Genomic DNA, 24955 nt, shown 5'->3' with positions numbered 1-24955 from the left:
CGCTCCCGGTCCTACCCTGGAAGGACCCGGAAGAGGTGAGGGCCATGTCCGCACCCACGATCGACCGGATCGCTCGGGCGAGGACCGCGGCGGCCCGGGAGTCCTGGGCCGAGGCGTACGGACTGCTGCACGCCCACGACGAGCACCCCACGAGCGCGCTGAGCGCAGACGACCTGACGGTCCTGGCCGACGCCGCCTGGTGGTCGGGCCATGTGGACGAGTCCGTCGCGGCCCGGCTGCGGGCCCACGCGGCGTACGTGGCGGGCGGCGACCACCGGGGCGCGGGACTGGCCTCGTGGTGGCTGTCGCACGAGTACGAGGGCCTCGGGCGGCCCGCGGCGGCGGCCGGCTGGCTGCACCGGGCCCACCACCATCTGGACGACCTGCCGCCCTGCCCCGAGCAGTGCTTCCTCGCGTGGACCGACGCGGAGGAGGCGTCGGCCCGCGGCGACCACGCGGCGGCCCTCGCGGCCGGCCGCCGCATGTACAGGCTCGCCCTCCGCTCCGGCAGCCCGGACCTGCTGGCCCTGAGCCGCCAGGCGGAGTCCTCCGTCCTCCTCGCGAGCGGCCGGCGCGCCGAAGCCCTGGCGCTCCTGGACGACGCGATGTGCGCGGTCACCGCCGGCGAACTGAGCGGCATGTGCACGGGCTGGCTGTACTGCCTGGCGATCACCCAGTGCATGGAGACGGCGGACTTCGCCCGCGCGGTGGAGTGGACGAACGCGGCGATGGAATGGTGCGAACCACCGTGGACGGGCAGCGCGCCGGACGAGACCGGTACGGGCACGGGCCCCATGGCCGTCCCCTCCGGTGAGAACCCCTTCCGGGGAGTGTGCCGGGCACACCGGGTCCAGGTGCTCGACCTCCTCGGGGCGTGGGCGAGCGCCGAGGAGGAGGCCCGGCTGGCGTGCCGGGAGGTGCCGGTGGACTGCCTGGAGTCGGCGGCCGCCGCGTACTACGCCACCGGGGACGTCCAGCGGCGCCAGGGCCGCCTGGAGGAGGCCGCCGCCTCGTACGCGCACGCCCACGAACTGGGCAGGATCCCGCAGCCGGGCCTCGCGCTGCTGCGGCTCGCGCAGGGCCGGGCCGACGCGGCGGTGGCGGGCGTCGACCTGGCGCTCGCCTGCCAGAGCGACCCCCGCCACGACCTCCTCGGCCGGGCCCGGCTGCTCGCCGCCCGGAGCGAGGTGGCCCTCGCCGTCCGTGACGTGCCCGGGGCCGCGGGCGCGGCGGCGGAGCTGGAGGTCCTGGCCGGGGACGTACCGCTGCTGCGGGCGATGGCCGACACGGCCCGGGGTGCGGTGGCGCTGGCGGAGGCGCGGCCCGAGCCCGCGCTGCGGCTGCTGCGCCGGGCGCTCGCCGGGTGGCTGGAGCTGCGGGTGCCGTACGAGGCGGCGCAGGTGCGGATGCTGCTCGCGGCGGCCGACCGGACGGTGGGCGACGAGGAGGCGGCCCGCCTGGAGCTGGGCGCGGCGCGGGCGGTGTTCGAACGGCTCGGGGCCGTGCCGGACGCCCGGCGTGCGGCGGCGCTGCTGACCGGCGGGTCGCGGCGCCGCCTGCCGGGCGGCCTGACGGCCCGCGAGGCGGAGGTCCTCCGTCTCGTCGCCTCGGGCGGCACGAACAGGGACATCGCCCACGCCCTGGTGATCAGCGAGCACACGGTGGCCCGGCACCTGAACAACATCTTCGCGAAACTGGGCGTGGGCTCACGGGCGGCGGCGACGGCGTACGCGTACGCGCACGACCTGGTCTGAACGGCCCATACGGGCCCGTGCCGGACCATGGGCGGATCAGGCGATGCGGCCGCGCGGGGCACCCGGCTACACCGGAGGCATGACCACCACGACCACTCCCCTGGACACGCTCCGCGATGCCGTGCGCGGCACCGTCGTGACCCCTGGCGACCCGTCGTACGACGTCTCCCGCCGGGTCTACAACGCCCTGATCGACCGCCGCCCCGCCGCCGTCGTCCACGCCGTGGACGCCGCCGACGTGATCGCGGCGGTCCGTTACGCCCGGGAGCAACGGCTCCCGGTGGCCGTGCGCGGCGGCTCCCACTCCGTCGCAGGCTTCGGCACCGTCGACGACGGCCTGGTCGTCGACCTGTCCCGGATGCGGGCCGTCCGGGTCGACCCCGGGGCCCGTACGGCACGGGCGGAGGGCGGTGCCACCTGGGGCGACTTCAACCACGCCACCCACGCCTTCGGGCTCGCCACCACCGGCGGGGTCGTGTCGACGACCGGCGTCGCCGGCCTGACGCTGGGCGGCGGCATGGGCCATCTGGCCCGCCGCTGCGGGCTGAGCTGCGACAACCTGGTCGCGGCGGACGTGGTGACCGCCGAGGGCACGCTCGTCACCTGCGACCGGGACCGGAACCCCGAGCTGCTGTGGGCCCTGCGCGGCGGCGGTGGCAACTTCGGGGTGGTCACCTCGCTCGCGTTCCGGCTGCACCCGATCGACGTGGTCTTCGGCGGGATCGTCTGCTATCCGCTCGACGGGGACGTCGCCCGCGCCTGGCAGGAGATGAACGCGGCCGCTCCCGTCGAGCTGAACACGATCCTCGTCGTGGCGCTCGGCCCGGAGGAGCCGTTCCTGCCGGAGCGCTGGCACGGGCGCCCGATCTGCGCCGCGTTCACCTGCTTCAGCGGCCCGGCGGCGGAGGACGAGAGGGTCCTCGCCCGGCTGGAGGGGCTGGGCCCTGTCGTCGGCCGGTTCATCGACCGCATGCCGTACCCGGTGATCAACACGTTCTTCGACGAGCAGTTGCCGCCCGGCCTCTACCACTACTGGAAGGGCAACTTCAGCCGCGGGCTGACGGACGGCGCGATCGCCGCGCACATGGAGTTCGGCGCGACGATGCCGTCGATGGAGTCGGACACGGCGATCTTCCCGATCGACGGGGCGTGCCACGAGGTGGGCCCGGAGGACACCGCCTTCGCCTACCGGGACGCCTCCTTCTCGCACACCTTCGGCGGCACCTGGGTCGACCCGGCGGACAACGAGCGGAACATCGTCTGGACCCGCGCCTACGACGCGGCGCTGCGGCCGCACACCGAGGAGGCCGGGTACGTGAACTTCATGACGGACGACGACCAGGACCGGGTGCGGGTGAACTACCGGCAGAACTACGACCGGCTGCGCGAGGTGAAGCGCCGCTACGACCCCGACAACGTGTTCCGGTTCAACCAGAACATCGCGCCGTAGCCGCTCGTCGGGGTCCGAGGGCCAGGGCCCAGGTGTCGCCGACCACGTGGACGGGCAGGACCGTCACGCCCGTGTCGTACGTGGCGCTCTCGCCGTTCGGGCGCCGGAAAACCGTCTTCGCGGACGGAGGGGAAGGCCCAGGCCTCACTGACCCGCGTTCCGCTCGGCCTCGCCGTGCTGCTCGTCGCCCTCACCGTGCCGGGGCACCTACGCGTACACGGACACCACCGGAAGGGGCCGGCCCGTCGCCGCCGGCGACAAGGCCCGGGGCGAGACCGTCAGGGTCGCCCACCACCCCCGGAGGCCGCACATGGCGGTACGGCACAAGGGGACGGGCTCCGTGGTCAGGACGCTGATCGGGGCCGCGTTCCTCACGGCGATCACGGCGCTCGCCGGCTGGGGCACGGCCGCCCTCGCCCTGCCCGCCTTCGGCGGATGGACAGGGCCTACGGGACGGTGCGGGCCGAGGCGAGGAGACGGACGGTGTCCTCGGGGGCGAGCGCGAGCGCGTTCCCGACGGTGCCGAGGACCTCGGTCTCGGCCGGGGTGTAGGCGCCGTCGGCGAGGGCGATCCGGGCGGCCTGGACCAGGATCGACTCCCGCCCGGCGGCAGCCAGGTGCGGGGTGAGCGGCTCCAGGGCCTCGTGGAGCTCGATCGACAGGAGCGTCCCCTCGGGGTTCACCTCGGGCATGAAGCGCCCCGTGTCGGCCTCCAGGGCCTCCACGAGGTCGACGAGCTGGACCGCAGTGCACTCGGCGAAGCCGGCCGACCGGACCGCGGTGACGGCCCGGTCGAGGACCTCGCGGGACTCGGTGCCGCCGGCCGCGAGGACGGCGAGGGCGACGGTGTGCACGGCGTCCCGCAGCATCGCGGAGAAGCGGCTGGTCGTCGGCCGGTCGAGCACCTCCGTGCCGAAGTGCGTGTGACAGGCCGCGCACTCGACGACGGGGCCCGTACAGCCCCGGGGCAGGACGGGGACGCCCAGGACGGCGAACCTGCGGCGGCCGGTGCGCCGCCGGTAGTTGCGGTCGCCCCCGCACTCCTCGCAGAAGAACTCGCCGTCTCCGACGGTGTTCCAGGAGGTGCGGATTCCGCAGACGCCCACTTTCCCACCACGTGAATTCCGGGCAGACCGCACACGCACCTCCTCAACGGCCCGGCTGCACTGCCGGCGTTGGCGTGATGTTAGCCACATCCTTGATGTGGCGTCAGCACCCCGTCGGGAGTTCACCACGGAGTTGGCCGAGACACGTCACCGCTCTCGCATGATCAGGAAGTGCGGCGGCGGCGCTTCGCGAAGGCCAGGAAGCCTCCGCCGACGGCGACGGCGGCCACGGCGGCGGCGACGACGCCCGGGCCGATGGCCGAACCGGTCGTCGCGAGATCACCCTCCGGGGTGGCGGACGGAGCCGGGGCGGGCGCGGTGGTGGCCTCACCCGGGGTCGCCGGGGCGGCCGGGGTGGACGGGGACGCGGAGGGGCTGTCGGTGCCCTCCGGGGTGGTCGGCGTGCCCTCGGTCGCCGGGGTGGTGGGCGCGGGGGTGTCGGTCGGCTTGGGCGTCTCGGGGGTGACGACCGGGCCGGGGGTGGTCACCTCGGGGAGGCAGCCGGTGAAGTTCATCCGGTGGGTCTCGGCGCCGGGGACGGTGTGCAGCGACTCGGCGATGACGGAGCCGTTGATGTGGCCGGGGCCGTAGGTTCCCTCGCTGCCCATGGTGACGTCGGCGTTGGGCGCGAGGATCGCGCCGGGCCAGGCGGCGTAGTTCTTCCTGACGGTCTCGGCCTGCGGGAAGTTCCACAGCAGCTTGGAGCGGATGCTCTTGTGGGCGTCGGTGTGCCGGTCGTAGTCGTCCTGGACGTACGCGCCGCCGTCCGAGATCCAGACGCCGGTGGTGGGCTTGGCCTGCATGTCGTACGAGGCGCCGATGACGTTCACGAGGGTGGAGGAGCCCGCCGGGACCTTGAGGTAGATCTCGCCGGCCTTCTCCAGGTCGGCGCTGCTCAGGGCGAAGACGTTCAGCTTCGCGTCGGTGCCGGTGAGGTAGAGGCTCCGGCCGTCCTGGCCGCCGGCCGCCTCGCCGTTGGGCCGCACGCCCGCCCAGCCGGCGGAGAGCTTGCGCAGCTCGGTGAACTCCTTGCCGAAGTCGATCGGGGAGGGCCCGGTCGCGACCTTGTCGCCGTCGACGTCGAAGCCGGCGCCTCCGGTGTTGTCCACGACCTTGCCGGCGATGCCGGAGCCCTTCACCAGGACCACGCCGTTGGCCTTGAGGGTGCCGCCGACGACGAGGCTGTGCCCGCCGGGCAGCCGGGCGAGGTCGGCGTCGGAGAGGCGGGAGCCGACGGAGAAGCCGGACGTGCCCGGCTTCCCGAAGGTGGCGTCCCCGCCGACCGCGACCGCGCCCTCGGAGTCCGCGTGGCGGACGGAGTCCTTCTCGACGAACTCGGCGTACAGACCGGCCGTGCCGAGCGGCTGCGACACGCACTCCGCGGTGGTGGCGGAGGCGGCGGGGGCCCAGGTGAGGGCGGCACCGGTCACCGCGAGGACGGCGGCCACGGCAGCGGTCGTGCGCATGCGAAACTCCAGGTCAGGGAGGTACGGAGAGGGCGCGTGGGGGGCGTGTCCGAGTGGACGAGCCGACCTTCCGCCATTCCCCGATGTGGCGTCAACTCACCTGATATGACGCCGATTCCGGCATGCCGGGATGATCTTCCTTAAGCGAACCTGAAGCGACTCGAAACGGTGACGCAGTTCACATGTGCCGCTGCCCCGCACCCTCCGGGAGGAAGGGTGCGGGGCAGCGGACGGCGGGGTGGAGCGGGGTCAGCGGGCGGAGCGGTTGACCGCCGAGATGACCGCCTTCAGGGAGGCGCGGGTCGTGTTGGCGTCGATGCCGATGCCCCACAGGACCTTGCCGTCGATGGCGCACTCGATGTACGAGGCGGCCTGCGCGGAGGCGCCCTCGCTCATCGTGTGCTCCTGGTAGTCCAGCAGGCGGGCGTCGACGCCGATGGACTGCAGCGCGGCGAAGAACGCGGAGATCGGACCGTTGCCGGCGCCGGTCAGGACGGTGTCGACGCCGTCCACGACCGCCTCGACGGTCAGCGTGTCCGTGCCGTCGGTGTCGGAGGTGGTCTGGCCGGAGCGCAGCTGGATGCGCCCCCAACGAGCCGCGGAGTTGTCCGGGTTGGGCAGGTACTCGTCCTGGAAGACGGCCCAGATCGCGGCCGGGGTGACCTCGCCGCCCTCGGTGTCGGTCTTCTGCTGGATGATCTTCGAGAACTCGATCTGCATCCGGCGGGGCAGGTCCAGCTTGTGGTCGTTCTTCAGGACGTACGCGATGCCGCCCTTGCCGGACTGCGAGTTGACGCGGATGACGGCCTCGTAGGAGCGGCCGACGTCCTTCGGGTCGATCGGCAGGTACGGGACGGCCCACTCGATCTCGTCGACGGTCTTGCCCTGGGCGGCCGCGTCGGCCTCCATGGCGTCGAAGCCCTTCTTGATGGCGTCCTGGTGGGAGCCGGAGAAGGCCGTGTAGACCAGGTCGCCCGCGTAGGGGTGGCGCGGGTGGACCTCCATCTGGTTGCAGTACTCGGAGGTACGGCGGATCTCGTCGATCTGGGAGAAGTCGATCTGCGGGTCGACGCCCTGCGAGAACAGGTTCATGCCCAGCGTCACCAGGTCGACGTTGCCGGTCCGCTCGCCCTGGCCGAACAGGCAGCCCTCGATGCGGTCGGCGCCGGCCATGACGGCCAGCTCGGCCGCCGCCACGGCCGTACCGCGGTCGTTGTGCGGGTGGACGGAGATGCAGATGTGCTCGCGGCGGGTCAGGTTCCGGGACATCCACTCGAAGCGGTCCGCGTGCGTGGACGGCGTCGAACGCTCCACGGTGGCGGGCAGGTTGAGGATGATCTCGCGGCCGGGGCCGGGCTGCCAGACGTCACAGACGGCCTCGCAGACCTCCAGGGCGAAGTCCAGCTCGGTGTCGGTGAAGATCTCGGGGCTGTACTGGTAGCCGAAGGTGGTCTCCGGGCCCAGCAGCTTCTCCGCGTACTCCATCACCAGACGGGTGCCGTCCACGGCGATCTGCTTGATCTGCTCCTTCGAGCCGCGGAAGACGACGCGGCGGAAGGTGGGCGCGGTGGCGTTGTACAGGTGGACGGTGGCGCGCCTGGCGCCGACCAGGGACTCCACGGTCCGCTCGATCAGGTCCTCGCGGGCCTGGGTCAGGACGGAGATGGTGACGTCGTCCGGGATCGCGCCCTCTTCGATGATGGAGCGCACGAACGCGAAGTCGGTCTCGCCGGAGGACGGGAAGCCGACCTCGATCTCCTTGTAGCCCATGCGTACGAGCAGGTCGAACATCTCGCGCTTGCGGGCCGGGGACATCGGGTCGATCAGGGCCTGGTTGCCGTCGCGCAGGTCGGTGGACAGCCAGCGGGGCGCCTTCGTGATGCGCTTCTCGGGCCAGGTCCGGTCGGGGATGGTCACGGCCTCGTACTGGCCGTACTTGTGGATCGGCATCCCGGACGGCTGCTGCGTGTGCGTCGCGTTGGTGACGGGCGTCGGGCGGCTGACGAAAGGCGACTGAGACATTGCGTAGGGCTCCTCGGGTCCTGCGGGAGGGACGGCCGACTGTCGAACGCAACACCAAAACCCGCGGGGAGGGGGTCGGCCTACGACTACAGGCCCTCGCCGCGGCAGCTAAGGAGAAGCAGCCCGAAACGCATGATGTGCGTCACCATAGCCCAGGTCCGGGGAAGCCGGACGTGCCGTTTCAGTATGCGGGACGGCGCCCGCGTCAAGGGCGAAAGGTGACCCATCACTCCATTTCGCCAATCTGCGTCGCATCCCGTGACAGTGGCATCACGGAGTGCCACATTGCTGGGATGACGTCACTCTTCTGCACGATCGTCCCGCCCCACATCCTGGAGCGGCTGGCCCGGTCCGACGACCCGGCCGTCGCCGAGGCCGCCCGGCGCACCCTGACGGTGGACGCGGAGCAGCGCACGGCCCGCACGGCCACCACGACCGCCCCTCCGGCCACGTCGTCCGGCAAGCCGCAGCGCACGATCTACGACGCCGGGAACACCACGGAACTGCCGGGCCGCCGTGTGCACGGCGAGAGCGACCAGCCGTCCCGGGACGCCACCGTCAACCGCGCCCACGCGGGGCTGGGCGCCACCTTCGACCTGTTCCTGGGGGCGTACGGCCACGACTCGGTCGACGGGGCGGGCATGCCGCTCGATGCCACCGTCCACTTCGACGAGAAGTACGACAACGCGTTCTGGAACGGCACGCAGATGGTGTTCGGCGACGGCGACGGCGAGCTGTTCCTCGACTTCACGATCCCCGTCGACGTCATCGGCCACGAGCTGGCCCACGGCTTCACCCAGCACTCCGCCAACCTCGCCTACTTCGGCCAGTCCGGGGCGCTCAACGAGTCGGTGTCCGACGTCTTCGGCACGCTGGTGAAGCAGTACGCGCTGGGCCAGTCGGCCGACGAGGCCGACTGGCTGATCGGCGCCGGTCTCCTCGGTCCCGCCATCGACAACGGGGTCGCGCTGCGCTCCATGAAGGAGCCCGGCACGGCCTACGACGACGACGTCCTGGGCAAGGACCCGCAGCCGGCGACCATGGACGGCTACGTACGCACCAGCTCCGACAACGGCGGGGTGCACATCAACTCGGGCATCCCCAACCACGCCTTCTACCTCCTCGCGACCGAACTCGGCGGCAACGCCTGGGAGCGGGCGGGGCAGATCTGGTACGACGTGATGACCGGCGGCACGCTGACCGAGGAGGCCCGCTTCTCCGAGTTCGCGCGGGCCACCGTCGCGGCGGCGAAGGCGCGGTACGGCGACGGCGCGGAGATGCAGGCCGTCCTGAAGGCCTGGGCGACGGTGGGGGTGCCCACCGACTGACCGGCTGGTAGACAGGGCCCATGCGGATTCGAGTGCGGCGCACGGGTGGTTTCGCGGGCATCGAGCGGTCGGCGGAGGTGGAGGTCTCGGGACCCGAGTGGGAGTCCCTGACCTCCGCCGTCCTCGCGGAGGGCGACGGTGACGCCCGGGGCGTGCCGGACGGCTTCTCGTACGAGATCACCGTCGACGGCCGCACGCTCCACTGCGGCGACCCCCACCTGACGGACGCCCAGAGGACCCTCGTCACGAGGGTCCTCAAGGAAGGCGCGTAGGGGCTAGCGGGAGGCGCGGCGCCAGAACCTGCTCTGCTTCGGCGCCCTGACCTCCAGGGACCAGTCTCCGTCGGCACTCCTGACCTGCACGAGCAGAGGCCCCTCGGGCAGCGGCCGCTCGTCCTTGCAGCGCCTGCTCGCCACGTTGGCCAGGAGGTGATCGCGGCCGTCCGGCTCATGGCCCTGCACATGGAAGTACGCGTGGTTGTACTTCGTGCGGAGCCGGGAGGCGAGCAGGCCGGCGGGGCCCGTGTACAGCAGGACGTCGGCGCCCCGCCCCTCGGCGTCGCCGTCGAGGTCCTCCACGGTGCTCACCGGACGGACGGCGATCGTCCACGCGCGGTCGTAGGAGCTCACGCGCAGGCGCAGCGGGCTCCGGCCGTCGTGCCGCAGCAGCCCACGGCCCTCGAAGTCGTCCAGCGTCGTGTTCGCGAGCAGGACGGCGTCCTCGCCCTTCTCGTCGAGGCTGGCCACCCCGAAGTAGCCGCTGCCCCTCCGGGTCGAGTCGACCACGACGAAACCGGCCGGGACGGGCACGTCGACGGTGATCTCGGCATTGCCCTCGCCGCTGCGGACGAACTCCGGGAAGTCCTGGCCGAAGAGCTCGATGTCCGACTGCGGGCCGACCCGCCCGGGGCCCTGCACGGGGACCTGTGCCGGGATCCGTACGGGGGGCTGCGCCGGGACGGCGGCCTCGGCCTCCCGGACCTTGGCCAGGAGCTCCTCGGGAATGGCCTCCGGCAGGGCGCCGGCGGCGGTGGGCCCGTCGTCGAGGGCGGGCTCGTCGTCGAAGGCGGGCCTGTCGTCGAAGGCGGGCTCCGGGTCCCTGCCCTCGATGCCGAAGTCCTCGGCGAGGCCGACGAGCCCGGAGTCGTACCCCTGGCCCACGGCACGGAACTTCCACGCCCCGTCGCGCCGGTAGAACTCGCCGAGGACGAACGCCGTCTCGGTGCTCGCGTCGTCGACCTCGTACAGCGCCAGCTGCTCGCCGGTGACGGCGCTGGTCGTCCTGATGTGGAGGCCCGGCACCCGGCCGAACGTCCCGTCCTCGCTGGAGGCGGTGATCACGATGCGCTGGACGGCGGGCTCCACGCGCGCGGTGTCGATCTCCAGCCAGTCGGCGACGCGCTGATCCTCGTCCCGCACCTGACCGAGCAGCCGCACGGCTCCGGACGCGTGCGCGGGCTGGTTGTAGAAGACCAGATCGCCGTCGCCCCTGACCCGGCCCGCGGCGTCGAGCAGCAGCGCCGAGGCGTCGACGTCCGGCACGCCCTCACCGCCGGCCCGCCGGACGACCGCGATCCGCCACACCTGCCCGGGGACCGGCAGGTTTCCCCCCTTGACGATCTCTGTCACGGCGCCATGCTGACACGCGCCCCCGGACGCCGCCCGGAAAACCGCCTAGAAGCCGAGCTTCCGCAGCTGCTTCGGGTCCCGCTGCCAGTCCTTCGCGACCTTCACGTGGAGGTCGAGGAAGACCGGAGTGCCGAGGAGGGCCTCGATGTGCTTGCGGGACTTCATGCCGACCTCCTTGAGGCGGCTGCCCTTCGGGCCGATGATGATGCCCTTCTGGCTGGGGCGCTCGATGTACACGTTCGCGTGGATGTCGAGCAGCGGCCGGTCCGCCGGGCGGTTCTCGCGCGGGATCATCTCCTCGACGACCACCGCGATCGAGTGCGGCAGCTCGTCCCGTACGCCTTCGAGCGCGGCCTCGCGGATCAGCTCCGCGACCATGACCTGCTCCGGCTCGTCCGTGAGGTCGCCCTCCGGGTAGAGCGGCGGGGACTCCGGCAGGAGCGGGATGAGCAGGTCGGCGACGAGCTGGACCTGCTTGTTGCCGACGGCCGAGACCGGCACGATCTGCGCCCACTCGAAGCCCAGCTCCTTGCCGAGCTGGTCGATGGCGATGAGCTGCTCGGCGAGCGTCTTGGAGTCGACCAGGTCGGTCTTGGTGATGATCGCGACCTTGGGGGTCTTCTTGATCCCGGCGAGCTCCTTGGCGATGAAGCGGTCGCCGGGGCCGAGCTTCTGGTCGGCGGGCAGGCAGAAGCCGATCACGTCGACCTCGGCCCAGGTGGTGCGGACGACGTCGTTGAGCCGCTCGCCGAGGAGGGTGCGCGGCTTGTGGAGGCCGGGGGTGTCCACCAGGATCAGCTGGGCGTCCGGGCGGTGCACGATGCCGCGGACGGTGTGCCGGGTGGTCTGCGGCCGGTTCGAGGTGATGGCCACCTTCTGGCCGACCAGAGCGTTCGTGAGGGTGGACTTGCCCGCGTTGGGGCGGCCGACGAAGCAGGCGAAGCCGGCCCGGTGGACGGCTTCGGTTTCTTGGTTGCGAGCGCTCATGGGGGCCATTGTCCCCGATGAGCGCCCGCGTCACGTACTCAGTGCCCGGAGGCGTCGTATCCCGTCACGTACCGGCTGCCCGGCGGCGTCGTATCCGCAGGCCGTAGAGCCCTGCCGCGCCGCCCACGGCGAGGACCGCGGCGGCGAGCCAGGGCAGGGCCAGGAAGGACACCGTGCCGGTCTCCTTCACGTCCTTCGCGGTGGCGGTGAGGGTGACGTCGCCCCAGTCGAGCTGCGGGGAGCCGGTCCAGCGCTCGGTGAGCCGGATCTTCTGGCGGGGCAGCAGCTCGGCGGGGACCCTGGCCAGGTCGCGGGCGAGGAGGGTGCGGCCGAAGAGGCCCTCGGCCTTCAGGACGACCTTGGGGTTCAGGGTGACGTTGCCCCGGTTGTGCAGGGTGTACGAGACGAGGGCGCTGCTCGTGCGGGTGCCGGGGACCAGTGGCCGGTCCTGGTCGAGGGTGACGTCCTCGACGGCGAGGGCGGGCACGGTCGGCCCGTTGACCCGGAGGTAGACGCGGGCGCCGACCGCGCGCTGCACGCCGACGGCGACGGAGCCCTTCCCGCCGGGGGCGATCCGCTCGTCGAGGGCGACGAGGGCCCCCGGGTGGTCGCCGGGGTCGGCGTCGGCGGGGACGGTCAGCGTGTACGGCACGGTGACGGCGGAGCGGGGCGGGACGGTGATCCGGGTCCGCTCGGGCTTGATCCAGGCTCCGGCGCCGGTCTGCTTCTCGCGCTGGGTGCGGACGGCGAAGCCGCCGTCGCGGTCGGTGTTGTAGGCGTCGGCGCCGTACAGCCGGAAGGTGAGCGGGGCGGCGGTCTTGTTGGCGACGGTGACGCGGTCGGTGAGCGTCGCGCCGGGGTCGGCGGACAGGTAGAAGTACGGGCGGCCGCCGAGCTTCGAGGCGGCCGGGTAGACGGCCCACTCGCCGTTCTCGGCTGCCCCGGCGCCCGGCGCGAGGCCGAGCAGCGCGATCAGGGTGCTCAGGAGGAGTGCGGAGAGCTTGCGCACGGGTGCGGACCCCCGGGGTGCGGATCGGAGCGGGCCGGCCGGGTGCGCGCCCGGCCCGCGAGCGGTCAGGACAGGGTCAGCGTGAGCACGCCCGCGTACGAGCCGGGCGCGGTGAACGCCGGGACGTCGAGGGAGAGCTGCGCGTCGACGGTGAACTCGCCGCCCGTGAGGGTGCCGTTCGGCGTGGAGGCGAGGGTCGCGCCGCCGCTGCCGACCGGGCCCGCCGAGCCTGCGGCGCAGGCGCTGGGGCTGCCGGCCTTGGCGGTGCAGGCGGGCGTCCAGGACAGGTTCCCGGCTCCGATGGCGCCGCCGGGGCCGGTGAAGTCGGTGACCTTGCCGGTCAGGGACCAGCCGGCGGGGCCGCCGCGGAAGTCCTTGACGGTCACCGTCTGGAGCGCGCCGGTGGCCGCGCCGCCCGCGCCGAAGTCGACGGAGGACAGCTGGACGGCGTCCCCGGCCTGGGTCATGGACAGCTCGCCCGCCGTGACGGCCGCGGTGATCGTCTGGCTGTTCGGCGGTGCCGGGACGATGACCTTGTACGCGGCGGGGCCCGCGCCCTTCTCGGGGTCCCAGGCCGTGCCCTCGTACGCCACGATCCCGGTGGTCGCCGGGTCGTTGACCTTCAGGCGCGCGGCGAAGCCGCCCTCGCTGTCGGTGGTGACGGTCATCTTGTCGGCGGTCTCCGCCGCTCCGGCGCGGCCGACGACGGTGACCTCGGTGAGCGGGGTGAAGTGGGAGCCGGTGACGGTGACGCGGACCCCCGGGTCGCCGGTGGCGTTGTCGAGCTGGAGCGCCCGGGTGTTGGGGCTGGTCACGGGGCTCGCGACGACCGTCTCGGAGACCGGGGCGGGCGGGTTGAGCACCGTACAGGGGGTGTCCAGCTCCATGAGGTAGCTGGTGTGGATGTTGTAGTCGCCGGGCGAGAGGGTGATCGAGCCGGCCTCGGTGGCGGTGAAGGTGCCCGTCATGGAGAAGGCCGGGAAGGAGCCCTTGCCGGGGACCGGCGGGTTCTTCTTGGGGCCGGTGACGGTGACCGTGCCGGTCTGGGCGCCGCCGAGGACCACCTTGCCGCTGGGCGTCATGATGTCGGCCGGGAGCGCGAGGTCGACCGGGTTGGACGCGGCGGGCTTGGTGACCGTGTAGGTCACGGTGACGGTCTCGCCGACCTTGGGGCTGGTCTTGTCGACCGTGATCTGGGCGGTGGTCGCGCCCTCGATCGGCGGGATCTGGGCGACCGGCGGCGGGACGCAGCGGGTCTGGAATTCCACCGACTGCGAGGTGGTCGCCGCGCCGGCCGGGGCGGCGAGCGCGCCGCCGGCGACCGCGAGGGCGGTGACGCCGAGGACGGCGGTCCAGCGCCGTCTTCGGGCCGCCGCCCGGGATCGGGTGAGTGCCATGTGTGTGCCCCCTCCTGAGGGATGAGTGGGCGCCATTGACGGCTGCGGGCGGAGAGAAGTCAATGGAATCGAATTCCACCGACTGATGACCCATCAGATACTGTCAAGATCGTGACATCGGCGACATTTCCCCAGGTCACGACGGAGACCGGTGCCGCCGAGGGCGACACCGGTCGGGAGGAGCGAGCGAGGGTCAGCTGAAGACGAACGGACCCGGCGACTGCGAGGTCACCGCGTCGCAGTTCACCGTGATCCCGAAGATCACCATCTTGAGGGCGACCCCCGCGAAGTACGAGTTGAGGCTGTCGCCCGAGGCCACGGTCCCGCTCAGCGGGCCCATGACGACGGACTGCCCGGCGGAGAGCGCCGGGTTCTTCTTCCCGGTGAAGACCCGGGTGCCGCCGCCGGCCTTGGCCATCGTCAGCGTGGAGCTGATCGTGTCGGCGCCGACCGCGACCGGCGTCGTGACGGCGGAGGTGATGGTGATGGTCGCGGCGGTGCCGCTCTGCGTGGCCGTGAGGGTGGCGGTGCCACCGCCCCAGCTGCCGCAGTCGTACGTCGCGGTCGCCGAGCCCGGCGACACCGCGCCGGCCGTCGGGGCGAAGGCGAGTCCGGCGGCGGCGAGCGCCCCGGTGAGTACCGCGACGGTCCCTAAGGTGCTTCTGCTTCTCATGGCGAGTTCGAACCCCTTCCGATACCGAACGCAGGGGTGCGGACACTGCGTGAAGGACGAGAGATCTGACGGTCCGTCGGACGAACCGCTGTCATTGACGCGCAGACGGCCGGGGAAGGCAAGAGAAGATGCGGTGATCCTTCACAAACACACAAAGACAGCGGGGGCCCGGCGTGACGCCGGGCCCCCGCTGTCCTGATCCGTTCGCTCAGCCGGCGGTGACGGCCAGCCGCAGCTGCCCGTCGGGACCCGCGAGCAGCACCGGGGTCTCCGGGCCGCCGAGGTCGCGTACCGCAGCGCGGTCCTCGTCCGAGGCCGCCTCGGCGTTCGACACCACGGCCGCCGCCTCCAGGGACTGGGCCCCGCTGGCCACGGCCATGGCGACCGCGGTCCGCAGCGCGCTCAGCTTGAGCGACTCCAGCTCCACGGTGCCGGCCACATAGGTGCGGCCCGTCTCGTCGCGTACGGCCGCGCCCTCGGGCACGCCGTTACGGGCGCGGGCGCTCCGCGCAAGGGTGATGATCTTGAGGTCCTCGGCGCCGAGGTCGCCGTGCTCGCTGCTGAGTGTCATGAGCCGAGCATAGGTCCGTACGGATGATCAGCCCGCGACCGGGTACATCGCCCCGCGGCGCCCCTCCGGCGACACCAGCCACTCCAGCTTCTCTGCCGTGTTCGCCTCCGGCATCGGGGTGTGCATCACGATGACCAGGTCCGGCCGGGCCGGGACCCTGAGCTGGGTCGCCTCGACGACGAGCCTGCCGACCAGCGGGTGCTCCATCTCCTTGCGGTTCTGCCCGCCCGGCAGGATGTCCCGCTGCTCCCACAGCTCCGCGAACTCCGGGCTCGCCTCCCTGGCCGACTCGACCACCGCCTGGAAGCCCTCGTCGTCCGGGCACTCCGAGCACGCCGAGCGGAACTGCGCGACGACCTTCGGCGCCAGCTCCTCCCAGCGCGTCGACCGCGCGCGGTACAGGGGGTCCGTGAAGAACGCGATCAGGCAGTTCTGCACGATCTCCGGCCGCATCCCCATCACGATCGCCGCCGCGTCGTTGTACATCACGGTGTTCCAGTACTGGTCCATGATGTGCGCCGGGAACGGCATCCACGCGTCGATGAGCCGCCGCAGACCGTGGCACATGTCCCGGTCCTCCGGGGCGGCCTCCAGAGCCGGCGGGTTCAGCGCGGCCAGGACGTACAGATGGCGCCGCTCGGCCGGGCTCAGCCGCAGCACCCGCGCCACCGAGTCGAGGACCTGCGGGGAGACCGTGATGTCCCGGCCCTGCTCCAGCCACTGGTACCAGGAGACCCCGACGCCCGCGAGGACGGCGACCTCCTCGCGGCGCAGGCCCGGGGTGCGGCGGCGCGCGCCGCCGTCCGGGAGTCCCGCCTCGGCCGGGCTCACCCGGGCCCGACGGCTCATCAGGAACTCGCGCAGTTCGGCGAGTCGGTGCTGCTTCGCGCTGGTGCTCTCGAGAGCGGTGGCCACGTGTGCTTCCTCCCCCTGGATGCCTGGTGGTGCGACCAACAGGATAAGTTCCCGCTCCCCAGCGTTGTTCCCGTGCGCCGAAGGTGGGGTCATGGCAACGACGACCTCCCCGCCCGAGTCCCCCACCGCCTCCACCGCCCCCACCACCCCTGCCGCTCCCCCGGCCCTCACCCACCGCGACCGGCTCGTCCTCTTCGTCCTGTGCGCCGCCCAGTTCATGGTGGCGCTCGACTTCTCCGTCCTGAACGTCGCGCTGCCCGTCCTCGGCGCCGACCTCCGCTTCGACCCGTCCGGGCTCCAGTGGGCGGTCACCGCCTTCGCCCTGCCCTCCGGCGGCTTCCTGCTCCTCTTCGGCCGGATCGGCGACCTCTTCGGCCGCAAGAAGCTCTTCCTCTCCGGTCTCGTGCTCTTCGGCGCGGCCTCCCTGCTCGCCACCCTCGCCTGGAGCCCCGGCTCCTTCCTCGCCGGCCGCGCCCTCCAGGGCCTCGGCGCGGCGGCGATCGTGCCGACCGGCATGGCGCTGCTCACCACCGTCTTCCCCGAGGGCCCGCTGCGGGCGAGGGCGCTCGGCATCTCCGGCACCCTGATGTCCCTCGGCTTCACCATCGGCATGGTGCTCGGCGGCGTCATGACCGACACCCTCGGCTGGCGCTCCACCATGGGTCTGCTCGCCGTCTTCACCCTGATCGTGCTGCCGCTCGCCCCGGGCCTGCTGCCCGAGTCCCGCACCCCCGAGCGGCCCCGCCTCGACGTGCCCGGCGCGCTGACCGTCACCGGCGGTCTGCTCTCCCTGATCTACGCCCTGACGACGGCGGCCGAGCGCGGCTTCGGCGGCGTGGACGTCCCCGTCACCCTCGCCCTGGGCGTGCTGCTGCTCGTGGCCTTCGGCGTGATCGAGTCCCGGCACCCGGCCCCGCTGGTCTCGCTGCCGGTGCTGCGCCGCCGTACCGTCGCCTTCGGCAACCTGGGCGGTCTGGTCACCTTCTCGATGATGTCGACGATCGTCTTCGCCCTGACCCTGTACCTGCAGCAGACCCTCGGCCTCTCGGCCTTCGCGTCCGGCATCGTCTTCGGCGTCCAGGGCGCGTTCTCGGTGCTCGCCGGCATGGTGACCCCGAAGGTGATCGGCCGGTTCGGCGCCCACCGCACCCTGGTGGTCTCGCTGCTCGGCCAGGGCCTGCTCACCGCCGGGCTGCTCGGCATCGGCCGGGAGTCCGGCGCGGTCCTGGCGACCGTGGCCGTCTCCCTGGCGTCGATGCTGCACCTCGGCGCGATCATCTCGTACGGCGTGACCGTCACCTCCGGCGTCCGCGACGAGGAGCAGGGGCTCGCGACCGGTCTGGTCACCACCACCCAGCAGGTCGGTCTGACCGTCGGCATCCCGCTGCTTGGCGTGCTCGCCACGACCGGCTCCGACCTGTTCGCCGGGGTGCGCACGGTCATCGCCCTCGACGCGGCGATCGTGGTCGGCGCGGCGGTCCTGGTCGCCCTCGGCCTGCGGCGCCGGTCCTGAACCACCGCCTGTCGGGGCCGGATCCGAACGGCCTCGACTACGGCCTGTCGAGGCGGAGCCGTACGGCCTTCGGCAGACCCGCGACCACCAGGTCGTACGAGTCCTCGACGAGCTCCCGGACCATCCGGTCCGGGAGCTCTCCGACGGTCACGGTGTTCCAGTGCCGCTTGTTCATGTGGTACCCGGGGGCGATCGCGGGGTGCTCCTCGCGGAGCCGTACCGCCTCGTCCGGGTCGCACTTGAGATTGACCCGCAGCGGCTCGGCGTCGAGCCACGAGAGCGCGAACATCTTCCCGGCGACCTTGAAGACGGAGACGTCCGGGCTGAACGGGAACTCCTCCGAGGCGTCGTTGAAGTCCAGGCAGAAGGCGCGCAGCTCGTTCGGGGTCATTCCGGCTTCTCCTCCGGTTCCAGCGGTTCCACGAGCACGGTGACGATCTTGTTCCGGCGGCCGGCGGGGGCCTCGGCCGTCAGCCGCAGCGAGCGGCCGTCCGGCAGCTCCACGACCGCCTTGGCCCCGGAGATCGGGACGCGGCCGAGCGCCTTGGCGAGCAGCCCGCCGACGGTCTCCACGTCCTCGTCGTCGTACTCGTCGGGGCCGAAGCCGTACAGCTCGCCGAGGTCGCCGATGTCGAGGCGGGCGGTGACCCGGTAGCGGTCGTCGCCGAGCTCCTCGACGGGCGGCAGCTCCCGGTCGTACTCGTCGGTGATCTCGCCGACGATCTCCTCCAGGATGTCCTCGATGGTGACGATGCCGGCCGTGCCGCCGTACTCGTCGATGACGACGGCGACGTGGTTGCGCTCCTGCTGCATCTCGCGCAGCAGGTCACCGGCGTTCTTGGTGTCGGGCACGAAGGCGGCGGGCCGCATCGCGGTGGACACCAGGTCGGCCTCGGAGTCCCGGTTGATGTGGGTCCTGCGGACCAGGTCCTTCAGATAGACGATGCCGACGATGTCGTCCTCGTTCTCCCCGGTGACCGGGATCCGGGAGAACCCGGAGCGCAGCGCGAGGGTGAGGGCCTGACGGATCGTCTTGTACCGCTCGATGCAGATCAGGTCGGTGCGGGGCACCATCACCTCGCGGACCAGGGTGTCGCCCAGCTCGAAGACGGAGTGCACCATGCGGCGCTCCTCGTCCTCGATGAGCGACTCCTGCTCGGCGAGGTCGACCATGGCCCGCAGTTCGGCCTCGGAGGCGAAGGGGCCCTTGCGGAAGCCCTTGCCCGGGGTCAGCGCGTTGCCGATGAGGATGAGCAGCTGCGGGATCGGGCCCATGATCCGGGCCAGCGGCAGCAGCACGTACGCGGCGGCCGTCGCGGTGTTCAGCGGGTGCTGGCGGCCGATGGTGCGCGGCGAGACGCCGACGGCCACGTACGAGACGAGGACCATGACGGCGATCGCGACGAGCAGGGCCTCCCAGGTCTCCGGGAAGGCTTCCAGGCAGGCGTAGGTGACGAGGACGCCGGCCGCCATCTCGCAGGCGACGCGGACGAGCAGCGCGACGTTGAGATAGCGGGTCGGGTCGGAGGCGACCTGGGCCAGCTTCTCCGCACCGCGCCGCCCGGACCGTACGGCCTCGGCGGCGCGGAAGCTGGAGACGCGGGCGAGACCGGCCTCGGCGCAGGCGGCGAGCCAGGCCACGATGACCAGCGCGACGGCGCCGAGGATCAGCGAAACGTCCATCGGGGTCAGGACACGGTCGGAGCCGGGGACGGGCCGGTGAGGCCCTTCTCCGCGCGCCAGCCGTCGACGATCGCCGCCTGGAGGCCGAACATCTCGGCCTTCTCGTCCGGCTCCTCGTGGTCGTACCCGAGCAGGTGCAGCACCCCGTGGACGGTGAGGAGCTGGAGCTCCTCGTCCATGGAGTGCTGCGTCGGCGCGTCCTTGCCCTGCTGGGTGGCGACCTCGGGGCAGAGCACGATGTCGCCGAGGAGGCCCTGCGGGGGCTCCTCGTCGTCCTTCGACGGCGGGCGCAGCTCGTCCATCGGGAAGGACATGACGTCCGTCGGCCCGGGCAGGTCCATCCACTGGATGTGGAGCTGCTCCATCGCCTCCGCGTCCACGACGATCACCGAGAGCTCGGAGAGCGGGTGGATGCGCATGCGTCCGAGCGCGTAGCGGGCGATGTCGAGGATCGCCTGCTCGTCGACCTCGGTACCGGACTCGTTGTTGACGTCGATCGACATGGTGCTCAGTTACTACTTCCCGTTGCGGCTGTCGTACTGCTCGTACGCGTCGACGATACGGCCGACGAGCTTGTGCCGGACGACATCCTGCGACGTGAGCATCGAGAAGTGCACGTCCGGGACACCGTCGAGGATGTCGCGGACCTGCCGCAGACCGCTCTTCGTCCCGTTCGGCAGGTCGACCTGGGTGACGTCACCGGTGATGACGATCTTCGAGTCGAAGCCGAGGCGGGTGAGGAACATCTTCATCTGCTCGGGGTTCGTGTTCTGCGCCTCGTCGAGGATGATGAACGCGTCGTTGAGGGTGTTGTGCGTCAGCAGGTAGTCCTGCGTGACGTACAGCGAGTCCTCCGCCGCCACCTGGATGCAGACCGTCTCCTCGCGCCCGGCGGGCTCGATGGAGTCGATGAACCGCATCGGCCGTCCGCCGCCTCCGGCCGCGTGGTACGTGTCCCGCTTGCGGGCGAGCCGGAAGGGCTCGATGCCCTCGGGGAGGCGGATGTCGACGATGTGGGAGTCGTGGCGGTGCTTGCCCAGGGCGCTCCCCTGGGGACGTCCCTCGGCTTCGCGCCGCCGGGTGTACGCGACCCCGCCCAGCGACTGGACCAGCGCGATCACGTCGTCGCGGAGCACGATCGACGTCGTCGTGTACTGGATCCGGCAGGTGCGGTCGGCCTGAGTGACCGGGCCGCCGTCGGAGTCCAGCAGCCCCTGAAGGACCGCGAGCCGGACCTCGGCGGAGTTGTACAGGTAGTCGTCCGGGACGAACTTGGAGTGGGACCGGGTGCCGACGAGGTCGAGCTGCCCGAGCATGCCCGTGACGGGGTTCTCCAGAGTGACGACGTCCCCGGGGGCCTTGGCACGGTTCAGGACGTAATCCGGACCGCCCTTCGCCCGTACGGTGACCCCGGGCAGCGCCGCTTCCAGCGCCTCAGCGAGTTCGTGGTCCTCGCTGGAGAACGACGGGGTGGTGGAGCCGGTCAGGCAACCGTCCCCGAGCAGCAGGCCCACCGCGTACGGGTCCATCGGGACCTCGCGCTCGGGCATCGCCACCGGCGCGGTGAGCAGCGGCAGCTCGTACCGGCGGGCGTGCGCGGCACGGAGGTTGCCGATCATCTCCTGGGTCTCCAGGACCCGCCACGGCTTGTCACGACGCTTGTCAGAGGCCGTACGGACGGTCCACAGGTGCTCGCCGCAGCAGAGGGTCCAGGAGCCGTCCTGGGCGGAGACCCGGTAGATGTCCCGCTCGCCCTGCGGGTAGACGCCGAGGACAGGGGTCGGCTCGCCGTTCGAGCCGATGACGAGGTCACCGACCTCCAGGTCGCCGATGGGACGCCAGCCGTCCGGCGTCAGAACGTTGGTAAAGACCGGCTGTGAACGGCCCCTCATGTATGCGAGGGGCGCGACCTCGATCGTGCCGCTGGCCATGAGCTTGGGGATCGAGTCGGGGTCCAGCATGTCGTGCAGGGCGTCGTACAGCGGCCGCAGGTACGGGTCGATCTTCTCGTAGAGCGTGCCCGGCAGGAAGCCGAGCCGCTCGCCCGCCTCGACGGCGGGGCGGGTCAGGATGATCCGGTTGACCTGCTTGGACTGCAGGGCCTGGACCGCCTTCGCCATGGCGAGATAGGTCTTGCCGGTGCCGGCGGGGCCGATGCCGAAGACGATCGTGTGCTTGTCGATCGCGTCGACGTACCGCTTCTGGTTGAGCGTCTTGGGACGGATCGTGCGTCCCCGGCTGGAGAGGATGTTCTGCGTGAGCACCTCGGAGGGCGTCTCGACCGCAGCCTCCCCGGTCTCCTCCCGCAGCATGGCGATCGAGCGTTCCACTGCGTCCTCCGTCATCGGCTGACCGGTGCGGAGCACCAGCATCATCTCGTCGAACAGGCGCTGGATCAGAGCGACTTCCACCGGGTCGCCGACAGCGCTGACCTGGTTGCCCCGGACGTGGATGTCGGCCTGGGGGAACGACCGCTCGATGACGCGGAGCAGCGAATCACCGGATCCGAGGACGGTCACCATCGGGTGCTTGGCGGGGACGGTGAAGTGGGCTCGTACCTCGCCGGGCGCGCCGTTGTGGGATGTGGGCGTCTGCTGAGTCATGGGCCGGCACTGTGGCCTGCACACACCTCCCGTTGCAGGGCTGTCGCCGCTCGACGGCCTCTGGGCTCCAAGCCTACGACTCGGGTCCGACAAGCCCGTAGCGGTTTACGAGTGGGCGGCCCTGAACCCGATCGTCGGCACCGCCCTGCGCAGCGGCCACGGGCGGGCCGGGGCGGGCAGGAGCCGCTCCAGGAAGGCGTAGCGGCCGCGCAGCGCCTCGGGGTCCTGGCGGGCATGGCCCTGGACGTGCTGCCACCAGGCGGCGATCTCTCCCCAGGTCGGGGCGGACAGCGAGCCGCCGAACTCCTGCACGGAGAGGGCGGCGGTCAGGCCGGCGAAGGCGAGCCGGTCGGCGAGCGGCCAGTCGGCGAGGGTGCCGGTGACGAAACCGGCGACGAAGACGTCCCCGGCGCCGGTCGGGTCGAGGGCGGAGACCTGGATCGCGGGGACCTCGGCGGTCTCGCCGGTGGCACCGTCGACGGCGTAGGCGCCCTCGGAACCGAGCGTGACCACGGCGTAGCGGACCTTGTCGGCGAGGGCGCGGGCGGCGGCCCGGGGGCAGTCGGTGCGGGTGTAGCGCATCGCCTCGGCGGCGTTCGGCAGGAAGGCCTCGCAGTGCTGGAGGTCGGTGAGGCCGGCCAGGTCCCAGCGGCCGGTGTCGTCCCAGCCGACGTCGGCGAAGACCTTGGCGCCGCCGCGGGCGGCCTGGGCCACCCAGTCCTCGGAGCGGCCGGGCACGAGGGAGGCGACGGCCGCGCGCGCGTGCGGCGGGTAGGCGGGCAGGGCGCCGTCGAGCGGCGGGGCCTCGTGCCCGTGGGAGACCATCGTGCGCTCGCCCTCGTAGGCCATGGAGACCGTGACCGGGGAGTGCCAGCCGGGGACGGTCCGGGAGAGCGAGAGGTCGATGCCCTCGCCCTGCTCCAGGGCGTCCCAGCAGTACTCGCCGTAGTGGTCGTCGCCGAAGGCGGCGGCGAGCGAGGTCCGCAGGCCGAGGCGGGCGAGGGCGGTGGCCATGTTGGCGACGCCGCCCGGGCTCGACCCCATGCCGCGGGCCCAGGACTCGGTGCCGCGGACGGGGGCGCTGTCCAGGCCGGTGAAGATGATGTCGAGGAAGACGGTGCCCGTGAGGAAGACGTCGCAGGCGGGGTCCGTGGGCTCGCGCAGGCACACCAACGGGTCGACCCCGGCGTCGTGTTGCGGCTGCTCTCCCCTTGCTGTGGTCACGGCAGGCTCCCCGGTCGTGGTGCGGATCAGATCAGTGTGCCCGATGGGGGTGGGGTGACGGGTGGGACGCACAAGAAGGCGCCTGGTTACCCACGAACTCATCCACGAAACAAATAGTGACTCGGATCACACCCCGAACGGGCGGAAACCACCTTCTCCCGCCACTCACCTGCTTGATACACATGGTCCGCGACCCCGTGCCCCACGCACACCACCGGGCGCTCCACCCCTCCCCTTCCGTTCCCGGGAACGCCCATGTCCTCGCGGACTCGCGGCGCGGGGGCCCTCGTCGCCCTCGTCGCCCTCTTCACGGCCGGCTACCTCGCCCCGTACCTCCTGCCGACCGTCGTCGGCCGCCTCTCGGCCGGTCTCGGCCTCACCCCGTCGCAGGCGGGCCTGATCGGCTCCGTGCTGCTCCTCGGCTCCTCCACGGCCGGCTTCACGCTCGCCGCGCGCGGGGAGCGGATCGGGCCGCGCCGGGCCGCCCGCGCGGGCCTGCTCGCGATGACCGTCGGATACGGCTCCGCCGCCGCGACCGGCCTCGTGCCGCTGGTCGTCGCGGGCGCCGTCCTCGGCGGCCTCGGCTCGGGCACGGCGACGGCGGTGGCCGTGGCCGGGATCGCCGGGCGGCGCGACCCGCACCGGGCCTCCACCCTCGGCCTGCTCTCCGTCTCGGCGACGGCCGGCGCCCTCTACCTGACCCTTCCGCACCTGGGCGGCGGCCACGCCGCCCCGCTCCTCGCGATCGCCTGCGGGGCGGCACTGGTGTGGCCCTTCACGCGCGGCCTGCCGGCCACCCCGCACACGGTCCGCGAGACGACGGGCGGCTCCGGCGTCCGCGAGACCGCGGGCGTCTCCGGCCCCCTCCCCCACCGGCGGGCGGGTGCGGTGCTCGCCGGGGGCATCCTCTGCTGGTCCCTCGCGCAGAACGCCCTCTGGGGCGTGAGCGGCCGCATCGGGCTCACCCAGGCCGGCCTCTCCGAGGTCACCGTCGGCGCGGTCTTCGCGGCGGCACTCGGCGCCGGCCTCGCCGGCGTCACGGCGGCCGGCGCGCTCGGCTCCCGCCTGGGCCGGGCGGTCCCGATCGGCGCCGGCACGGTCGCGATCGCGGGCTGCGTCCTGCTGAGCTCGACCGCCGAGAGCCTCGCGGGCTTCGCGACCGGCGAGATCCTCTGGAACGCCGTCTACCCGGTCGTCCTGTCCTACCTGCTCGGCCTGGCGGCCTCCCTCGACCCGCGCGGCCGCTGGGCCGTCATGGTCGGCTCGGCCTCGTCCCTCGGCGTGGCCTGCGGCCCGGTCGCCGGCTCCCTGCTCTCCGACCGCGCCGGCTACCCGGGCATGGGCCTGGCCCTCTGCGCCCTGCTCCTGCTCGTCGCCGCGCCGATGACGGCCGTCGCCCGCCACGCCTCCGGCCGCCCCCTGGTCCCGGGCTCGATCCGCCGCCGCGGCGGGGCCCCCGCTGCGGTCCTCGCGGGCCGGGGTTCGGGCACGGCGCTGGTCCCCCAGATGGGAGCCCCCGAGCAGGAGGTCACCCCGATCCCGGTCGGCACGGGCCGCCTCCGGGCGGCGAAGTCGGCGTTCCGGCTGGCCCGCCCTTCGGACCGGGGCTGAGGCGGACCGGGGTTG

21 protein-coding genes and 2 pseudogenes are annotated in these 24955 nt (G+C 72.4%); 7 read left to right on the top strand and 16 right to left on the bottom strand.

What is annotated here, in order from left to right; genetic code table 11:
- The first annotated feature begins 44 nt into the window (after nt 1–44).
- Together ACF07V_RS14230 and ACF07V_RS14225 are read left to right on the top strand one after the other, a co-directional pair.
- Nucleotides 45–1754, top strand: a complete 1710-nt coding sequence (locus ACF07V_RS14230) for a LuxR C-terminal-related transcriptional regulator (protein WP_392154068.1) — start codon at nt 45–47, stop codon at nt 1752–1754.
- Nucleotides 1755–1833: 79 nt separating this feature from the next.
- Nucleotides 1834–3204: an FAD-binding oxidoreductase gene (locus tag ACF07V_RS14225; protein ID WP_392154067.1), complete on the top strand. Its 1371-nt coding sequence runs from the start codon at nt 1834–1836 to the stop codon at nt 3202–3204.
- 446 nt (nt 3205–3650) lie between these two features.
- Here the strand turns inward: ACF07V_RS14225 and ACF07V_RS14220 are convergent, their stop codons facing one another.
- The 3 genes from ACF07V_RS14220 to leuA all read right to left on the bottom strand — a co-directional run bounded on the left by ACF07V_RS14220 (nt 3651) and on the right by leuA (nt 7798).
- Entirely contained in the window at nt 3651–4343 is a 693-nt protein-coding gene (locus tag ACF07V_RS14220; RefSeq protein WP_392154065.1) for a TerB family tellurite resistance protein, read from the bottom strand.
- A gap of 131 nt (nt 4344–4474) precedes the next feature.
- Nucleotides 4475–5776 carry a choice-of-anchor A family protein gene (locus ACF07V_RS14215; protein WP_392154063.1) on the bottom strand — a complete coding sequence of 434 codons (1302 nt, stop codon included), beginning with the start codon at nt 5774–5776 and terminating at the stop codon, nt 4475–4477.
- A 249-nt stretch (nt 5777–6025) separates the two neighbouring features.
- Nucleotides 6026–7798, bottom strand: a complete 1773-nt coding sequence (gene leuA, locus ACF07V_RS14210) for a 2-isopropylmalate synthase (RefSeq protein WP_392154061.1) — start codon at nt 7796–7798, stop codon at nt 6026–6028.
- A 293-nt stretch (nt 7799–8091) separates the two neighbouring features.
- On the opposite strand from leuA, the gene ACF07V_RS14205 reads away from it, so the two are divergent.
- Both ACF07V_RS14205 and ACF07V_RS14200 read left to right on the top strand, forming a co-directional pair.
- Complete coding sequence (locus ACF07V_RS14205) at nt 8092–9126, top strand: M4 family metallopeptidase (RefSeq protein ID WP_392154059.1); 1035 nt, start codon at nt 8092–8094, stop codon at nt 9124–9126.
- A 20-nt stretch (nt 9127–9146) separates the two neighbouring features.
- A complete protein-coding gene (locus tag ACF07V_RS14200) occupies nt 9147–9398 on the top strand; it encodes a protealysin inhibitor emfourin (protein ID WP_392154058.1) in 252 nt (83 codons plus the stop codon).
- 3 nt (nt 9399–9401) lie between these two features.
- Here the strand turns inward: ACF07V_RS14200 and ACF07V_RS14195 are convergent, their stop codons facing one another.
- The 7 genes from ACF07V_RS14195 to ACF07V_RS14165 form a co-directional block, all read right to left on the bottom strand.
- Nucleotides 9402–10754, bottom strand: coding sequence for a TerD family protein (locus tag ACF07V_RS14195; RefSeq protein ID WP_392154056.1), 1353 nt, complete (start codon nt 10752–10754; stop codon nt 9402–9404).
- Nucleotides 10755–10799: 45 nt separating this feature from the next.
- A complete protein-coding gene (gene era, locus ACF07V_RS14190) occupies nt 10800–11750 on the bottom strand; it encodes a GTPase Era (RefSeq protein WP_370468173.1) in 951 nt (316 codons plus the stop codon).
- Between the two features lie 55 nt (nt 11751–11805).
- Nucleotides 11806–12750 (bottom strand): WxL protein peptidoglycan domain-containing protein, encoded by a 945-nt coding sequence (locus ACF07V_RS14185; protein WP_392154054.1) that lies wholly within the window; start codon nt 12748–12750, stop codon nt 11806–11808.
- Nucleotides 12751–12815: 65 nt separating this feature from the next.
- A complete protein-coding gene (locus tag ACF07V_RS14180; protein ID WP_392154052.1) occupies nt 12816–14147 on the bottom strand; it encodes a beta-xylosidase in 1332 nt (443 codons plus the stop codon).
- 193 nt (nt 14148–14340) lie between these two features.
- Nucleotides 14341–14820: a hypothetical protein gene (locus tag ACF07V_RS14175; RefSeq protein WP_392154051.1), complete on the bottom strand. Its 480-nt coding sequence runs from the start codon at nt 14818–14820 to the stop codon at nt 14341–14343.
- Between the two features lie 208 nt (nt 14821–15028).
- A complete protein-coding gene (locus tag ACF07V_RS14170) occupies nt 15029–15391 on the bottom strand; it encodes a cytidine deaminase (RefSeq protein WP_392154050.1) in 363 nt (120 codons plus the stop codon).
- 27 nt (nt 15392–15418) lie between these two features.
- A complete protein-coding gene (locus ACF07V_RS14165) occupies nt 15419–16240 on the bottom strand; it encodes a helix-turn-helix transcriptional regulator (protein WP_392154206.1) in 822 nt (273 codons plus the stop codon).
- A 157-nt stretch (nt 16241–16397) separates the two neighbouring features.
- Here ACF07V_RS14165 and ACF07V_RS14160 point away from each other — a divergent pair, with 157 nt between their 5' ends.
- Nucleotides 16398–17819: an MFS transporter gene (locus ACF07V_RS14160; protein ID WP_392154048.1), complete on the top strand. Its 1422-nt coding sequence runs from the start codon at nt 16398–16400 to the stop codon at nt 17817–17819.
- 37 nt (nt 17820–17856) lie between these two features.
- Here ACF07V_RS14160 and ACF07V_RS14155 read toward each other — a convergent pair whose 3' ends face one another.
- From ACF07V_RS14155 to ACF07V_RS14140, 4 genes are read right to left on the bottom strand one after another with little or no spacing between them, the layout of a single operon-like run.
- Nucleotides 17857–18210: an MmcQ/YjbR family DNA-binding protein gene (locus ACF07V_RS14155; protein ID WP_392154046.1), complete on the bottom strand. Its 354-nt coding sequence runs from the start codon at nt 18208–18210 to the stop codon at nt 17857–17859.
- Nucleotides 18207–19502 carry a hemolysin family protein gene (locus tag ACF07V_RS14150; RefSeq protein WP_392154045.1) on the bottom strand — a complete coding sequence of 432 codons (1296 nt, stop codon included), beginning with the start codon at nt 19500–19502 and terminating at the stop codon, nt 18207–18209. The genes ACF07V_RS14155 and ACF07V_RS14150 overlap by 4 nt, the downstream gene beginning before the upstream one ends.
- A 5-nt stretch (nt 19503–19507) precedes the next feature.
- Nucleotides 19508–20005, bottom strand: a complete 498-nt coding sequence (ybeY, locus tag ACF07V_RS14145; protein ID WP_389206018.1) for an rRNA maturation RNase YbeY — start codon at nt 20003–20005, stop codon at nt 19508–19510.
- A gap of 12 nt (nt 20006–20017) precedes the next feature.
- Entirely contained in the window at nt 20018–20818 is an 801-nt protein-coding gene (locus tag ACF07V_RS14140; RefSeq protein ID WP_392154204.1) for a PhoH family protein, read from the bottom strand.
- Between the two features lie 484 nt (nt 20819–21302).
- On the opposite strand from ACF07V_RS14140, the pseudogene ACF07V_RS14135 reads away from it, so the two are divergent.
- Nucleotides 21303–21398, top strand: a pseudogene (locus tag ACF07V_RS14135) (hypothetical protein); the annotation flags it as partial.
- Here ACF07V_RS14135 and ACF07V_RS14130 read toward each other — a convergent pair.
- Nucleotides 21392–21814, bottom strand: a pseudogene (locus tag ACF07V_RS14130) (PhoH family protein); the annotation flags it as partial. The pseudogenes ACF07V_RS14135 and ACF07V_RS14130 sit on opposite strands and share 7 nt — an antisense overlap.
- Before the next feature lie 396 nt (nt 21815–22210).
- Complete coding sequence (locus ACF07V_RS14125; protein ID WP_369144179.1) at nt 22211–23329, bottom strand: carbohydrate kinase family protein; 1119 nt, start codon at nt 23327–23329, stop codon at nt 22211–22213.
- Nucleotides 23330–23584: 255 nt separating this feature from the next.
- Here ACF07V_RS14125 and ACF07V_RS14120 point away from each other — a divergent pair, with 255 nt between their 5' ends.
- Nucleotides 23585–24940: an MFS transporter gene (locus ACF07V_RS14120; protein WP_392154042.1), complete on the top strand. Its 1356-nt coding sequence runs from the start codon at nt 23585–23587 to the stop codon at nt 24938–24940.
- Nucleotides 24941–24955 lie beyond the last annotated feature (15 nt).

This window comes from Streptomyces sp. NPDC015661, assembly GCF_043077765.1.
Taxonomy (GTDB): Bacteria; Actinomycetota; Actinomycetes; order Streptomycetales; family Streptomycetaceae; genus Streptomyces.
Note: the sequence above shows the minus strand (reverse complement) of the source record. Positions and strands in the feature narration are given on the sequence as shown.